The 14,896-nt window shown below is 70.0% G+C and carries 13 protein-coding genes; 8 read left to right on the top strand and 5 right to left on the bottom strand.

The features are described 5' to 3' along the window. Window positions 1-351 precede the first annotated feature (351 nt). On the bottom strand, window positions 352-3,264 hold the full coding sequence (locus ACYVO6_RS33950; RefSeq protein WP_461067988.1) for an AfsR/SARP family transcriptional regulator: 2,913 nt from the start codon (window positions 3,262-3,264) through the stop codon (window positions 352-354). Between the two features lie 785 nt (window positions 3,265-4,049). Between ACYVO6_RS33950 and ACYVO6_RS33955 the strand changes: the two genes are divergently transcribed. Next, window positions 4,050-4,499 (top strand): hypothetical protein, encoded by a 450-nt coding sequence (locus ACYVO6_RS33955; RefSeq protein WP_461067990.1) that lies wholly within the window; start codon window positions 4,050-4,052, stop codon window positions 4,497-4,499. A gap of 18 nt (window positions 4,500-4,517) precedes the next feature. Next, a complete protein-coding gene (locus ACYVO6_RS33960) occupies window positions 4,518-4,805 on the top strand; it encodes a BRCT domain-containing protein (RefSeq protein ID WP_461067992.1) in 288 nt (95 codons plus the stop codon). A gap of 28 nt (window positions 4,806-4,833) precedes the next feature. Here the strand turns inward: ACYVO6_RS33960 and ACYVO6_RS33965 are convergent, their stop codons facing one another. The 3 genes from ACYVO6_RS33965 to ACYVO6_RS33975 form a co-directional block, all read right to left on the bottom strand. Further along, entirely contained in the window at window positions 4,834-5,352 is a 519-nt protein-coding gene (locus ACYVO6_RS33965; RefSeq protein WP_461067994.1) for a hypothetical protein, read from the bottom strand. A 473-nt stretch (window positions 5,353-5,825) separates the two neighbouring features. Continuing rightward, window positions 5,826-6,386 carry a hypothetical protein gene (locus ACYVO6_RS33970; protein WP_461067996.1) on the bottom strand — a complete coding sequence of 187 codons (561 nt, stop codon included), beginning with the start codon at window positions 6,384-6,386 and terminating at the stop codon, window positions 5,826-5,828. After that, a complete protein-coding gene (locus ACYVO6_RS33975) occupies window positions 6,386-7,426 on the bottom strand; it encodes an NUDIX hydrolase (protein WP_461067998.1) in 1,041 nt (346 codons plus the stop codon). Before ACYVO6_RS33975 ends, ACYVO6_RS33970 begins: the two co-directional genes overlap by 1 nt. A gap of 1,056 nt (window positions 7,427-8,482) precedes the next feature. Here ACYVO6_RS33975 and ACYVO6_RS33980 point away from each other — a divergent pair. From ACYVO6_RS33980 to ACYVO6_RS34005, 6 genes are read left to right on the top strand one after another with little or no spacing between them, the layout of a single operon-like run. Further along, the gene (locus ACYVO6_RS33980; protein ID WP_461068000.1) at window positions 8,483-9,376 is read left to right on the top strand and encodes a phosphotransferase; all 894 of its coding nucleotides are present in this window, start codon (window positions 8,483-8,485) and stop codon (window positions 9,374-9,376) included. Continuing rightward, window positions 9,373-9,837, top strand: a complete 465-nt coding sequence (locus ACYVO6_RS33985; RefSeq protein WP_461068002.1) for an NUDIX domain-containing protein — start codon at window positions 9,373-9,375, stop codon at window positions 9,835-9,837. Before ACYVO6_RS33980 ends, ACYVO6_RS33985 begins: the two co-directional genes overlap by 4 nt. Then, window positions 9,834-11,219, top strand: coding sequence for an MFS transporter (locus ACYVO6_RS33990; protein ID WP_461068004.1), 1,386 nt, complete (start codon window positions 9,834-9,836; stop codon window positions 11,217-11,219). The genes ACYVO6_RS33985 and ACYVO6_RS33990 overlap by 4 nt, the downstream gene beginning before the upstream one ends. Then, window positions 11,216-13,156: an ABC transporter ATP-binding protein gene (locus ACYVO6_RS33995; RefSeq protein WP_461068006.1), complete on the top strand. Its 1,941-nt coding sequence runs from the start codon at window positions 11,216-11,218 to the stop codon at window positions 13,154-13,156. Before ACYVO6_RS33990 ends, ACYVO6_RS33995 begins: the two co-directional genes overlap by 4 nt. After that, entirely contained in the window at window positions 13,153-13,728 is a 576-nt protein-coding gene (locus ACYVO6_RS34000; RefSeq protein ID WP_461068008.1) for a class I SAM-dependent methyltransferase, read from the top strand. The genes ACYVO6_RS33995 and ACYVO6_RS34000 overlap by 4 nt, the downstream gene beginning before the upstream one ends. Window positions 13,729-13,753: 25 nt before the next feature. Beyond that, window positions 13,754-14,503 carry a class I SAM-dependent methyltransferase gene (locus tag ACYVO6_RS34005; protein ID WP_461068010.1) on the top strand — a complete coding sequence of 250 codons (750 nt, stop codon included), beginning with the start codon at window positions 13,754-13,756 and terminating at the stop codon, window positions 14,501-14,503. Between the two features lie 226 nt (window positions 14,504-14,729). Here the strand turns inward: ACYVO6_RS34005 and ACYVO6_RS34010 are convergent, their stop codons facing one another. Then, complete coding sequence (locus ACYVO6_RS34010) at window positions 14,730-14,882, bottom strand: hypothetical protein (RefSeq protein ID WP_461068012.1); 153 nt, start codon at window positions 14,880-14,882, stop codon at window positions 14,730-14,732. Window positions 14,883-14,896: the final 14 nt, after the last annotated feature.

The following is a 14,896-nucleotide window of genomic DNA, read 5'->3' on the forward strand; positions in this document are numbered from 1 at the left end:
GCATCCGCCTGGCCACTCCCGACGAATTCGCCACCCTCATCGCCGACTTCGTCGACTGAGCCTTCCCAGGAGGCCCGCCCCGCCCCATGCGGGGCTATCTCATGTCCACAGGAACCCTACGGGGCTGGGTGTCGGTTGAAACCCCCAGATCACAAAGCCCTCGGGAAGAACCGCAGGTCAGCGGGCTACCTGGTGAATCACCTCAGCCCCTCACAGCCCCAAGAGCACCATTTTCGGCGCGACTGTTCGGGGCGCACACGGCGAATGACCTGCAGCTATAGTCGGGCCGCCCCGTGGCCCACGTAGCGGCCCGTGCGGTGCTGCGGGTCCGGTGCGTGAGGGAGTGTCTAATCAACGGTCGGCGGCGGGATCCGGCCGTGCGTCGGGTGGGAGTTCGTCCATGCGGCGGAGTCCGCCGTGTGCGAGTCCGAGGTCGTCGAACTGTCGCTCGACGCGTTCAGCGAGCGCGTGACGGTGCTGGTCCCGGTACATCGCGGCCGCCTCTCCCCAGGTGGCGTGCGCTTGATCGGGGCGGCCGAGCGCACGGTAGGCATGCCCCAGGCGGTCGAGCGTGTCAGCAACCCAGTAGTCTGCGCCAAAGGCGCGGTACCGGGTCACGGCGAGCCGGTAGTGGTCCACCGCTTCCCGGTGGTGGCCGGTGTGGTGGGCGATGTAGCCGAGGCTGTCCAGGATGTCGGCTTCGAGATTGTCGTGCCGGATGCGGCGGGCCAACGACAGTGCTGCCTCGCAGTGGACGCGGGCCGGGTCGTAGTCGCCGAGCCGGGCGCTGTACCAGCCCACCGAGTTGAGCGCGACGGCCCTCGCTGCCGGCAGATCCAGTTCCTGGTGCAGCCGCAGGGCGCGGGTGGCGTGTTCCAGCGCCGGACGGGGGCGGTCCTGCTGCCCGTACGCCTGCGCGAGCACGACGTGGATGCGGGCCTGAGTGCCGCGATCGCCGGCCTGCTCGGCCAGGCTCAGCGCATGCTTGAGGTGCTGGGTGGCTTCATCGTGTAGTCCGGCGTGGGCGGCGGCGTGCCCGAGCTGCCAGCGGACCGTCACGTGAACATCCAGTGCGTCGTCGTGGTCGAGGGCGGCGAGCGCGGCCTGCCACATGGCAACCCTGTCATGGACATGCCCCTGCCCCCGTTGAAAGTGGTCCAGGCCCCAGGCCAACTGCCACACGAATTTCCGCCAGCCGCGGTCGGCCGCCAGGCGTTGCGCGGCGAGCACGTTGGGCAGCTCGCTGGCGAGCCATTCCACCGCCTCCGCTTGCGTGGTCAGCCGCTGGGGCTGGCAACTTGGCTCGGGATCGCCGAGTCCGGGAGGCGTCTCGTGTAGCTGCATCAGCTGGCGGGTCGCGCACGCGGTGTGCAGGTAGAACCCGATCAGTCGCCGCAGCGCCGCGTCCCGGTCGTCGGGCGGGAGGTCGTGACAGCCCCGTTCAGCGGCATAGAGGCGCACGAGGTCGTGCATGCGCCATCGGCCGGGCTCGTGCTGCTCGACGAGGTGCAGGTTCTCCAGGGCACGCAATGCCGCGCGGGCCGCCGGTCTGGGCAGGCCGGCGAGGGACGCGAGTGCGAACAGCCCGGTGTCGGGGCCGGGGTCCAGTCCCAGCAACGCGAACAGCCGCGCCTGTACGGGGGTCAAGGCGTCGTAGGACCAGGAGAAGACGGCCCGCACGTCGGTGGTCAGGTCGCCCCCGGTGAAGGCGTCGAGGCTGCCGTGGCTGTCGCGGAGCTCCTCGGCGACGGCGCTGAGCGGGAAGCCGGGGTGGGTGGCGGCGCGGGCGGTGGTGATGGCCAGGGCCAGCGGAAGCCGGGCGCACCGGGTGATGATCTCCTGCACGGCGTCCGGTTCGGCCGCCACCCGGTGTTCGCCGAGGCGGTGGGCCAGCAGGGCGCGGGCCTCGGCCGGGGAGAGCAGCCCCAGGGCAAGGGGGTGGGCGCCCTCCGCGGCGACCAGGCCCGCGAGCCGGTTGCGGCTGGTCACCACGGCCAGGCAGCCGGGAGAGCCGGGCAGCAGCGGGCGGACCTGATCGGCATCGCGGGCGTTGTCCAGCACCACCAGCACCCGCCGCCCGGCCAGCAGGCTGCGGTACAGGCCCACCCGCGCCTGCAGATCCACCGGGACCTGCTGGGCCGACACGCCCAGCGCGTCGAGGAAGCCCCGCACCGCCTGATCGGGCGTCACCGCCGTCCCGGACGGGTCGAAGCCGCGCAGGTTCACATACAGCCGGCCGTCCGGGAACCGGCCGGCCACCCGGTGGGCCCAGTGCACCGCCAGCGCCGTCTTGCCCACCCCCGCCGTCCCCGACACCGCCGAGACCACCACCGCAGCCGGCTGCTCCGCGGCAGCGGCCAGGATCCCGTCCAGCCGGGCCAGTTCTTCCTCCCGGCCGGTGAACCCCCGTGCCTCCAAAGGCAACTGCGCCGGGATGGCCCGCCCGGCCCCAGTTTCGGCGGGCGGCAGCATCCCGCGGGCTGCGGGCGGGGCGGGTTCGCCGCGCAGGATCGCCTGATGGATCTGCTGAACTTCTGTGCCCGGGTCCGTGCCCAGTTCCTCGGCCAGCCGCTTCTGCAGGGCGGTGTAGCAGGCCAGGGCCTCGGGGCTGCGCCCGGCAGCGTGCAGCGCCCGCATCAGTGCCACGGTGAGCGGCTCGACCAGCGGATGCTCGGCCACCAGACCGGTCAGTGCACCGATCACCCCCGCGTGATGGCTCACACGGAACTCGGCGTCGGCCCAGGCCAGCACCGCCTCGATCCGCTGCTGCTCCCAGCTGTGCCGGGTGCGCTCGACCCACGCACCGGTCAGCCCCGCCAGCGGCTCACCGCGCCACAACCCGAGCGCCTCACGCAGCAGCACCACCCGTTCGGCATCTGTTAAGTCCGCGGCGCGGGCCTGCTCGACCAGCCGCCGGAATCTGTGCACATCGACTTGGCCGGACGGTACGTCGAGCAGGTACCCGCCCGCAGCGCGCCGCAGCTGCGGCCCTGCGGCAGCGCCGCCCGTGCCGGCGTCGAGAGGTGCGGCCGTACTTGCCAGCATGCGGCGGATCCGGGCGATGTGCGCGTAGAGCGAGGGGCGCACCTGAGCGGGCAGATCCTGCCCCCAGACCCGGTCGATCAGCGTCTCCACCGCCACCCAGCGGCCCGCGTCCACCAGCAGCGCCGCCAGGACCGTGCGCTGCTTGGCCGGACCCAGATCCGCCACCGCGCCATCCGCGCCCCGTAACTCGACCGTGCCCAGCAGCAGAAACTCCGTCATGCCCGTCCCCCGAGGTCGCTCTGCACAATCCGCGCACTGGGCGGCTGCCGCCCCGCCAGCCGACCCACGCTGACCAGTGAAGCAAGGTTTACGCAAGGTTCCTGCCCACATTCACGCCACACCCTGGGGACAACAGCCCGTGGCGAGGCGCTGATCGACCTAGCGGGACGAGGCCCGCTGGCACCGTTCACGAACTCACGTGCGCCGAGGGAATTTCCTCCGACACGTGCATGGCGTCCCCCTGGCAGGCATACACGAGCCCTTCCAACCACCGCATGCGAGGAGAACACATGAACAGAGCGAGGATATGGCCTCACCGTGCAGCACTCTTCACGGCGACCGTGATAGCCGCTGGCGTGCTGCCGCTGGCAAGCGCCGGAACAGCCGCAGCGCAGCCGAGCAACAGTGTCTTGAACACAGGAACGGTCCCCATCGGAGCCCTTAGGTCCTTGACGGGTCCTCACCAGCACGGGACCTACGATGACCTGATTCCAGCCGGGATGTATTCGGGCTACCCGTTCACCGCGGGTGTCTGGATCGGAGAAGGATACTGCGTGAGGTATCGCTACGTGGACCCTGATGGGAGCACTTCTAATCCCTATATCAGGCAGGGCCCACGGACTGTGCCGCTTGACAGTGGCGTCAGGTACGAAATGAGGGCGCTGCCGAAGTCTAATTCCCTCTGTGACCATCCGTAATCGAGCTCAGATCTCCAAGACCGGCTCGCCCGCGGCGTGCGCTCACTTCCTGCGCCTCACGCGGCGGCGAAGGCGAAAGGAACCGACATGCGCACAGGGCTAGGACTGTCGAAGCTCACGGCCGTAGTCGCGGCGTTAGCAAGCCTCGCGATAACCGCAGCCTCGACGGCGGTCGCCCAAGAGAACACGGCCTCTGACCAGGCTGCCGCTCTCGCATGTGGCACGAGGTCGGTGTTTCTCGACGGCATCAGGGCCATCGACGTCCTCGAAGAAGGCGAGGCTGACGAAGTGTACATCCTGGACGAAGACGGCGTGAAGATCTGGCCGGTGACCGCAGCCTACGTGTCGATGGGCGAGGGCCAGCGGTTCGAGGTGGACAAGTGCGTTCCGGTCGGCGAAACGCTCAGGCTCTGGGATGACGATGGCGCCCTCAATCCCAACGACTTCATGGGCAGCACTACGATCCTCACTGAGGAGACCCGCGACGAGTACTTCGACAATGGCTCTAGCCGATACAGGCTCGGGGTCGTCGCCTGATCCAGCCCACCTGCACCGGTGCTGGTAGGCGGCGCCCACGCAGTCGGCGAAGGTCTCCTCATCCTCAGCCTCCTGCACAGTGGCCGTCGGGGCTCCCCGGCGGCCACTTTTGCTTCGTACGGTGGCCGGTATGGGCAGGGACGGGGCGCCCCGGCTGCGGCTGGTCGTGATCGCGTCTCCAAGAAGACCACCCTGGTCGTCGTCGGCGAGAACGCCGGATCCAAACGCGCCAAGGCCGAAACCCTCGGCATCCGCCTGGCCACCCCCGACGAATTCGCCACCCTCATCGCCGACTTCCTCGACTGAGCCTGCCGCCGGATAGGATCCCCCGGGCCTAGAGGCCGCAGCCTCCGTAGTAGGCGCCTGAGCCGCCATAGATAAGACCGTCTTCTCTGATGCAGTAGGAGCCGTGCTCGTCGGTGTAGACGCGCTTGGAGCGGTCGTCTGAGGAGGCCGTCTCGTTCGGATTTGGATCTGGTCGTGGTACGCGGGCTTGCCGGTCGACAGTTCGCGAGTTGGCTAGGTGCTCAAACGCTCGGCGGAAGCCCTCCATCAGTTCGGTCTTGGTGGCGGTGTCCTGGTCGGGGATGCGGTCGAGTAGGTAGCTGATGAGCTGGTGCAGCGGTTCCCAGGTGTTGGGGAGGTGGGTGCCCAGCAGCCAGTTCCGAACAGTGGTGATCTTGCGTCCGTCGCTGAGGGCCGCGCGGGCAAGGAACTCATAGGTGGGTGTTGGGCTGATCAGCTTGCGGAGGTGGCGCAGGCACGCGCCGAACTCCTGGGTAGTGGGACGGGACAGGGCGGCGACGTCGGCACGGAGCCGGTCAACGGTGAGGTGGTCGGTTGAGGCGGCCATGGCTTCAAGTGTCGCTGCTCATGGTGCTTGTTGAAGTGCCGAGCTCTGCGGGTTTTTCATGACTCTCGATAGTTGAAGTCGGGGCCGCAGCTCGTCTGCCCATCCTGGTGCACAACCCAGGAAGGGGGCGGACCCGGATGGCTACAAGTCGGCCAAGGCGAATGGATGCTGAGGGCAGGAGCGTACGAGCTGGCGGCCGCGGGGCACCGCTGGCCGCCGAACGCCGACGGCTGTCTCGCAGGCAGCACGACCTGATCCTGCGGTACATCAACACGATCGGGGCCGCGGCCGCCGGTCTGCTAGGAGCTACCGCCGCGCTGCTCGCGGTGCTGCTGCGATGAGCTGGACACCAGGTTTCGTGCCGGCCCCATAGCCGTACGACTCCAGGGCCGCTGCCGCACCCCGAACCAGATCGGCTCGGCACCAGCGGCTGGACACTGGGCTGGCCCACGACTCACGAGCAACAGACCCGTTCATCGCCTGCGGTGACGACGAGCCGATGCCGGAATCGACACGGCTTCCGCCTGGTCCACGATGACGTTGAACGCGTCGTGCGAGCGTTCGGTGTGGCCGTCGATGAGGACGGCAGGGGCTTCGATGAGGGTGCGCGCGAAGCGGTCCCAGACGGGCGGCGCGAACACCAGGTTGATCATGCCGGTTTCGTCTTCGAGTGCGCCGAAGGCGACGCCGTTGGCGGTGGGCGGGCGCTGCAGGTACTTGGCGAGTCCGCCGAGCCGGATGCGGGTCTGGTCGGCCATGCCGCGTACGGCGGCCGCGGTCAGGGCGCCGCGCTGTTCCAGGTAGGCGCGGACGTGCTCGATGGGGTGCGTGGTGGCGCTGGCGCCGGTGGTGGCCAGATCGGCGGCGGTCTGTTCGGCCGGGGTCATGGCGGGCAGGTCGGGGGCGGGCGCCAGGGCGCCGAGCCCGGGCAGGTAGGGCTGGCGACTGCGAGGGAAGGCGCCGGCCACCCACAGGGCGGTGCGCCGGTGTTCGCCGAAGCTGTCGAACGCCCCGGCGGTGGCGAGCTGTTCCATCAGCCGCGCCGGATGGCGGGCTGCCCGGCGGGGTTGCGGATCAGCGCGAGCGTGCCGTACCCGTACGGGGCCGACTTGGGGGTGATGAGCTCCAGGACGCGCCGCGTGTCGGCCTTCACTGACGTGTTCATGGGCAGCCGGTCGAAGTCGTCCGGGCGGATGAAGGCGAGTGCGGTGCCTTCGGTGAGGACCAGGTCGTCCGGGTCGCCGTCCCACCGGCCGTGCAGGACGTGGACGGGGTAGCCGTCGGAGTCGACGCGGAACATCGGTGTCAGCTCGATGTTCTCGAGGCCGACCTCCTCGCGCAATTCCCGCACTCCGGTGGCGATCGGGCCGGCATCCTGCGGTTCGGCACCGCCGCCCATCGGTGCCCAGGTGCCGGGGGCCCAGATGCCTTCCATCTCGTCGCGCAGGTGCATCAGCACCTCGCCGGCCATGTTCGTGATCACCACCAGGGTGCCGTAAGGGTCTTCCTTGGCCGGGCGGCCTTCCCGGGGACGTCCGAGCGCGGCGAGTACGCGGGCCCGCAGCACCGGGTCGCCGAGCCGGGAGGGGCCGCGCCAATCTGCGTCGGCCACCTCCTCAGCCTGCAGCGCCACGCCGACGGTGCCCCGGGCCCGAAAGAGGTACCGGATGTCGTAGTGGACGTGTGCTGGCTCCCCCTTCTCCGGCCGGACCTCGATCGTGTGGACGTCGATGTGAACGGGCTGGTCCCGCCCGTACGGCTCCAGCGCGGTGACACCCGTCTCCTCGGCGATCTCACGCCGCACGGCGTCCACCAGCGTGCCGTCGGACTCCTCAGGGTGCCCGCCGGGCTGGATCCAGCGTCCCGAGGCGCGGTGATGGATCAGCAGGACCTCGTCCGCGTCGTTGACCACGACGCCCGACGTCGTCACGTGGCCGTCGAAGTCGGTGCGCCGCGTGACGTCATGGTCGGCGGCGATGCGGTCGAGGAGCGGTTGGAGCAAGGCCTGCTCGTCGGGATACCGGCGCAGGTAGGCCGTCACGACTTCGTGAATGTGCGTCGCGGGAATGCCCATTCTGCTCCTTCGTCAACTCTGCGAAGTCAGCCGTGCGTTCGTTGCCCGGGGAGTGGCGCCAGCCGAGGGCCGAACCCATCGGCGTTTGCCTCAGCGGGGCACGGATGGCACGGCGGCCACCGGCGCCGGCGTCCGATCTCGAAGGTGCCGATGCTAGCCGCCGACCTGCCCTTTCAGGGTTCACCGTCCCGGTCAGCGCCCTGGTCGACGCCGCAGTCCGGGCAGATCAAGCCATCCTGGCCAGCGCTCAACTTCGGGGTGCCGCAGCCCGGTCCAAGAATCCTTTCTTCGAGGATCACCCCAGGTCATTGGGGCGCGTCACTGCATTACGTCCGCCCTCGAACGGTCGCTCGGATTGTCCGGATCGCAGCCCTGGGACCCGCCGATTGTCAGTGCCGTGCCCGAGGGTTCCTTCCGCACTGCACATCCACGCCTCGCTGTCGCCTGCCACCGAAACGACAGCGCCATCGCCGCGAGAGCGCCACCAGATCCGGAGGACCGACGTGACAGCCGCCAGGGCAAGGAAGAGTTCCCGGCATCGCCATGCGGCGCACGACCGCCGTCTCAACGCCTGCACAGCGCGCCGCCCCTTGTCCGGCAGGCACCGTCGCTGCCTCATGCCCGGCGGACGCCCGCCCGTGATCACGTCCGTCACGGGCCGCGGCGGGTTGCGGACGCTTGCCCAGTCGCCCACGGCAATCGCTCGATCAGGTGACGACCCCCTGTGCGAGTGGTCGAACGTCGCATCACGGCGGCATCGCCCAGTCCCCGCAAGGGCCTTCCCGCGTGCTCGAACTTTCGACCGATCCTTCGCCTGCCGGAACCCGTAACGCTGTTTCCACCAGGCGAGTTGTTGTGTCACTGCTCCCGCTCACCGTCTCCCAGGAGGAACTCATGAATCCCGTCCCCGCTCTCGCCCCCGTGCCTCCTGCGTTCGAATTGCTGGCCGCGGACTCGGCGTTCCCTCGGGCCGCTCGGCCTCACGTCGGGCGCGGTGTTGACGCCCCTCGCGAGTTCGCCGCGGATCCGTCACGCCCGGAGCCGAGGTGGGGGGGCGTGAGCGTCGCAAAGCCGATTCCGCCCGCCCTGCTGCAGTGGGCCCAGAGCATCGTCGGACCGGTGCACCCGGTACGGGACGTCTCCCATGACCGCGGCAACTCCCGTGTGTGGCAGTTGACCTGTGCCGTCGGGGTCGTCTTCGCGAAGCTGGCGCCGAGCCCGAAAGCGTTCACCCGCGACACCCGCGCCCTGCGGGAAGTGGCGCCGGGCATGGAGGCGGGCACCACGCCCCTGCTGCTGGCATCCAACCCCCTCCAACAGGCTCTGCTGCTCTCCCCGGTACCCGGCCACATGGTGAAGTCGCTCTCCCTCACCCCCGCCGCGCAGCGCATGCTGCACCGGCAGGCCGGCATCTGGCTGCGTCGCTTCCACGGCGGTGCCGGCGAGCTGTCGGCCCAGGACCGTGCCGACGCCGCCGCCGAAGTCGCCCGCGCCGCCGCCGGCGCCGAGAAGCACCTGGACAGGGCGGGCGCACTGATCGGCCCGCAGGAGCGGCGGACCGTACGGTGGCACGCGGCCGCGCTCGGCCGGCTCGGCCCGCTGCCGGCCGGATACATCCACGGCGATTTCCAGGAACGCAACTGGCTGCTCGATGGTGCCCTCCCGGCCTGCGGGTTCGGGGCGGTGGACCTGGAACGTGCCCGTCCGCACACGGTGGTCGCCGACCTCGTGCCTCTCGCCTGCGGATCCTGGATCGGCCGCCCCGATCTTCAGGAGGCCTTCTGGGACGGGTACGGCCGAGTGCTCAGCGACGAGGAGCAGTGGGCGCTGCGCTGCCTGTGCGCGCTGGACGCGGCGAGCGCCATCTCCTGGGGCGTCCCCAACGGCGACCTTCAGATCGTCGAACGCGGGCGGGCCACGCTGGCCCGGCTGGAGGTGCAGGTCGCATGAGCTGGCAGCACTTGAGCCCTGCGAACGTCATGGTGCTGCTGCAACGTGACGACGGCCGGATCCTCGCGGTACGGCACAACGACACGTCCGAGACCTGCCCGCGACAGGTCACCGTGATCGGCGGAAAGTTGGAGAACGGCGAATTCCTCGACGAGGGCGCGCTGCGCGAGCTGCACGAGGAGACCGGCGTCCATGTCGCGGCCCGGGACCTGGAGTTCTGCCAGACGGTGCACTACCAGGGTCCCGACGGGGTGCTGGTGATCGGTGTCGTGTTCACCGCGCAGCGGTGGCAGGGCGAGCCGCGCAACACCGAACCGGACAAGCACGACGCCGTCTTGTGGATCGACCCCGGTCATCCGCCCGCCGCCTGCCACCCCTACACCCGGCAGGTCCTGGAGAACTTCGTGGCGGGGCGGCTGTACGGGAACATCACCGTACCGACGAGCGGGGGTGGGGCATGACAGCCTCTCCTGAACCCGCCCCGCGCCCGCCTCTCGCCTCCGCTCCCCCGCAGGGTGGAGCCCAGTCCCTGTGGCGCCATCGCCCCTACATGATGTATGTGGCGGGCGAGGCGACCAGTGTGGCCGGATCGTCGGTGAGCAGCGTGGCCGTGCCGTATCTGGCGGTGGTCGAGCTGAACGCCTCCACCGCGCAGGTGTCCGTGCTGGTGTTCCTGGCGCAGCTGCCCAGTCTGCTGTTCGCGTTGCACGCCGGGGCGCTGGCCGACCGGCATCCCAAGCGCCCGCTCATGATCGGCGGGGACCTGGTCTGTGTGGTCGTCGTGCTCACGCTGCCGCTCGCTGCCGCGTTCGACTGGCTCACCCTTCAGCAGCTGATGGCGGTCGCCTTCGTCCAGGCCAGTGCCGGGGTCGTGCACGATGCCGCCGCCATCGCCTACCTCCCCACTCTGCTGGACCGCTCCCTGCTGCAGCGCGGCAACAGCCGGATCGGCGGCCTGTTCTCCGTCTCCGCCACGGCCGGCAGCAGCCTCGGCGCGGTGCTGGTCTCCGTCCTGGGGGCGGCCCGCTCCCTCCTCGCGGACGCCCTCTCCTACGCCGTCAGCGCCTGGTGCACGACGCGGATCCGCATCACCGAGCCCCCGCCACCTTCCCGGACCCGACGTGCGCGGCTGCGTACGGAGATCGCGGAGGGGGTGCGGTACGTCTACGCCGACGCGACCCTGCGCACTCTCACGCTCACCAACTCGACCATGAGCTTTGCCCTGGGCGTCCTGAACACCGTATGGGGGCTATACCTGTTGCGTGAACTCCGCTTCAGTGCAACGGCGTTCGGTCTCGTCATGGGGGCCGCCGCCCTGGGCAGCTGCGCCGGTGCGCTGTTCGCGCCGCGTATGACCCGGTGGTTCGGTCCCGGTCCGATGATGCTCACCGCGCTCAGCCTGACCCCGATCACCCAGCTCCCGCTGCTGATCGCGTCTCCGGGGCGCTCCTGGCAGATCGCGATCGGCGCCGCGCTCGCCGTCCAGCTGCTGTGCGCGGCGGCAGCGGGCACCACCCAGCGGTCCGTCCGGCAGATGATCACCACTCCCTGTCTGCAAGGGCGCATGCAGGCGGTCAGCACCTGGCTCACGGGAGGTTCGCGCCCCTTCGCCGCACCCCTCGCCGGAGTCATCGGCACCCTGTACGGGGTCCGCAGCGCCCTGATCGCCGGCACCATCCTCCTGCTCATTCCGGTCCTCGTCCTGGCCCTCTCCCCGGTGCGCTCACTGCGTGCCCTCCCGGGGGCGGCACCCGACACCGGAGGCGACACCCCTGCACCGGCAGATGTCCTGGCCCCCGCCGACGCACTCGCCCCACAGAAGAAGGAAGGAGACAGGCCGTGACGGAGACCGCCAACCGACGGCATGACGAGGGCGGCGAGACCGACGACGTGACAGCGGCGCCCGCCGTCGAGGAAGAACTGGCGTTCGACCACCCCGGCGGGGACAGCCTGGAACTGGCCGACCTGCTGACCGGCCGCACCATGGCCCGGCGCCTTCCCTCACTGATCCGCAGGACCTTCTCGCTGGCCTGGGAGGTCGACCGCAAGGCCGTCGTCGCCCTTCTGGCCTGCCAGATCATCTCCGGGATCTCCGGGGCGCTCGGCCTGTTCGCCACCACCGCGGCGCTCTCCGTACTCATCGAGACGGCACACGACACGAGCCGGCTGCCCGCGGCGATCCCGGCCGTGGCCGTACTGGCCGGGACGGCCGGACTGCGGGCCCTGCTCGGCATCGCCATCCAGGCCCTGTCCAACCGGCTCTCCCCGCGCATCAGCCGCGAGGCGGAATACAAGATGCTGGAAGCGGCGACCAACGCGGAACAAGCCGCCTACGACCACCCCGGCTTCAACGACCGCTTCGACGCCGCCGAGCGCGGCGTCGACGTCAGCCGGGACATGATCGGCCAGTCCCAGAACTACATCTCCTCCCTGGCCACCCTGATCGCGGCCGCCGTGGTCCTGGCCAGCCTGTACCCGCTGCTCCTGCCCCTGCTGCTGCTGGCCGCCGTACCGCAGGCCATCGCCGCCATCCGCGGTGAACGCGTCACGTACCTGGCGGTGGTCGCCACCCACAAGGACCGGCGCGTGATGACCATGCTGCGCTGGCACCTGATCGCCAAGAACCAGTCCGACCAGGTCCGCACCGACACGCTTGCCCCCTATCTGCTCGCCAAGTACAAGGCCAGCGCCCAGCGGGTGGAAGCCACCAGCAACACCGCCGCCTGGGACCGGGCCAAGATCGCCGTCGTCGGCGCCGCCGCCACCGGGCTGGCGTCCTCGCTGGTGTGGGGTGCGGTGTTCCTGCTGCTGGGGACCGGCCGGATCTCGGCGGCAGCGGTCGGCACCGCCGTGTTCGCGCTGCGCTCCGCGGCCACCGGACTGCAGGGACTCGTCGGCTACGGCCGCGACCTGCTGCGCACCGGGCTCTACCTCGACGACTGGGAGCGGTTCGTCACCGAGGCCGCCGGCCAGCGCCTGGACCGCGGCGACCTCACACCCCGACGACCGCGCCACATCACCCTGCGGAACGTCACCTTCCGATACCCGGAGGCGGACCAGGACACCCTCCACGACGTCGACTTCGAGGTCCGCCGAGGCGAGATCGTGGCCGTCGTCGGGGAGAACGGCTCGGGCAAGTCGACCCTGATGAAACTGCTGTCCGGGCTCAACCTGCCCACCAGCGGCGACGTCAGTTGGGACGGCGTCAGCGTCGCTGACCTCTGTCCGCACCAGATGTGGCGGCAAACGTCCGTAGTTCCACAGGACTTCGCCCGCTGGCCCATGACCGCGCGCGAGAACATCACCCTGGGCCAGCCGCGCGCCGAGGGCGACGCGGCCGTGCAGCGCGCGGCACGGGCCAGCGGCGCCGACGACGTGATCAAGACCCTCCGGTCGGGGCTGGGCACGTTGCTGGCCCGCGAGTGGTGGGGCGGCGTGGCGCTGTCTCCGGGACAGTGGCAGCGCATCGCGGTGGCCAGACCGGCGCACCGTGACGCGGGCCTGCTCGTCATGGACGAACCCACCTCGGACCTCGACCCGCGGGCCGAGCACCGCATCTTCACCGGCCTGCGCGACATGGCCGGCGATCGTGCCGTCGTCCTGGTCACTCACAACCTCGCCAATACCTCCGTCGCCGACCGCATCGTCGTCATGGACAAGGGCCGCGTGGTGCAGGAAGGCACCTTCCACGAGCTGGTCAACCAGCCCGGCCTGATGCAGGAACTGTGGCGCCTCCAGCAGGACCGAGCCGCCTACCGCACCGAAGGGAAAAACGCGTGATCGCCTCCCCCGTCGCCTACTGGGAGCCCCTGTGGGCTGTCGGCCGCCGCTACCGGCAGACCACCGACGCCGAGACCCAACTCCTCGCCGAACACCTCGGTCCCGGCCACGGACGGCCGGCGCTCGACCTGGGCTGCGGCGATGGTGCCCTCGCCCGCCAACTGCACGATCACCTCGGCTACCGGACCACCGGCATCGACTGCGCACCCAGCGCCATCGCCCTCGCCACGGACACCGGCCCGGGCACAGGAGCTCACCCCCATTTCCAGGTCATGGACTTCGCCACCGACGACCTCAGCCAGCTGCCCGATCCGGCGTACGCGGTCATCACCTGCCGCCTCGTATTCCGGTTCATCACCGACAAGGGCGCCTTCCTGGACCGGGTCCGTCAACTCCTCGTCCCCGGCGGGACCTTCTGGGTGGTCACCGAGCTCGCCGACCGACGAGGCGACGACGATCCCCTCAAGAGCCTGGGGATCACCGCATCCGACGTCGAACTCCTCACCGCCGGCTGGTCCACCGTGACAGCCGTAGACCTCGACCGGCTGGCCTGCTTCGCCCTGCACCCGTAACCCACTTCGATCGGAGAAGACCCCTTTGAGCAGCGAGCAGACCAATCTGGCCGCCTGGACCGCGTACGGCAGGCACCACATCGAACGAGCCACCGACGTTCCCGATGCCAACCGCATCACCTGGGGCTTCTGGCCGAGCGGCCCCAGTGCCGAGGTCCTGGGCGACCTGTCCGGCAAGCGGGTCCTCGACCTCGGCTCCGGGCTGGGCAAGCACGCCGCACACCTGGTGCGCGAGCACGGCGCCACGGTCGACGCCGTCGAAGCCTCAGCCACCCAGCACGAGCGCGCCACCACCCGATACGGAAACCTGCCGGGCCTGCGCCTCATCCACGCCGACGCAGTCGAGTACCTGACGCAGGCCATCGAGCCGTACGACGTCATCTACTCCATCCACGGCTTCGGCTACATCGACCCGCACCGGCTCCTCCCGGCCGTCGCCTCCGCCCTGAAGCCGGACGGCCGCCTGTTCTTCTCCGTCCTGCACACCAACGCAGCTGGCCGCGGCCCCTCCCAGAGCGTCACCGCCCGCCCGGAGATCCTGCCGCTCGCCGGCGGGAAGCCGCTGACCGTGCAGATGTGGGTGCTCTCACCGACGTTGTGGGAAGACCTCCTCGTCGACAACGGCCTCCTCGTTGACCGAGTCGACATCCTCGACGCGCCCGATGACGGCGACCATGTCTCCGTCCGTCTCTTCCGAGCGCACCGCCGCGCCGATGTCATCAGCAGCAGGCCTCACGTGACCCGGTACCCAGCGCCGGGGGCAGCGTCGGAGTGATCCTTTACGGTCCGCGCAAGACCGAGCACGACGCCCGCTACGGCGCCGCCCAACCGTCCAGCCCGAGCTGCGGTTGCGTCTGGCTACAGGGATCGGCGCCGCCTTTGCCGTTGTGCTGAGGCGCCCGCCGGTTGGGTCTGTCGGGCGGGCACCGGCGACAACGTTCCGGCGATTCCCGCTCTGCGGTGGCGGTGGCGACGGTCGTGCGCGACGGGCGCCTTCTCCGTCAGGCAGTGACCAGGTCCTTCTGCTCCGGCGAGGTGTCGGCCGGGGCAGTCTCGGATGCCGTGTAGTAGACGGACGAGCCCTGCTTGGTGCGGTGGACATGGCTCTTGGCGACGAGTCCTTCGAGCGTGGTGCGCACGACCTTGGGCTTGATGTCACGGTCGGGAT

The sequence above is a fragment of the Streptomyces pseudoechinosporeus genome (assembly GCF_054783935.1).

Bases quoted from the DNA above. Each gene is read 5' to 3' on its own strand.
- ACYVO6_RS33950 (WP_461067988.1), bottom strand. From the start codon at position 3,264: ATGACGGAGTTTCTGCTGCTGGGCACGGTCGAGTTACGGGGCGCGGAT.
- ACYVO6_RS33955 (WP_461067990.1), top strand. From the start codon at position 4,050: ATGCGCACAGGGCTAGGACTGTCGAAGCTCACGGCCGTAGTCGCGGCG.
- ACYVO6_RS33965 (WP_461067994.1), bottom strand. From the start codon at position 5,352: ATGGCCGCCTCAACCGACCACCTCACCGTTGACCGGCTCCGTGCCGAC.
- ACYVO6_RS33970 (WP_461067996.1), bottom strand. From the start codon at position 6,386: ATGGAACAGCTCGCCACCGCCGGGGCGTTCGACAGCTTCGGCGAACAC.
- ACYVO6_RS33975 (WP_461067998.1), bottom strand. From the start codon at position 7,426: ATGGGCATTCCCGCGACGCACATTCACGAAGTCGTGACGGCCTACCTG.
- ACYVO6_RS33985 (WP_461068002.1), top strand. From the start codon at position 9,373: ATGAGCTGGCAGCACTTGAGCCCTGCGAACGTCATGGTGCTGCTGCAA.
- ACYVO6_RS33990 (WP_461068004.1), top strand. From the start codon at position 9,834: ATGACAGCCTCTCCTGAACCCGCCCCGCGCCCGCCTCTCGCCTCCGCT.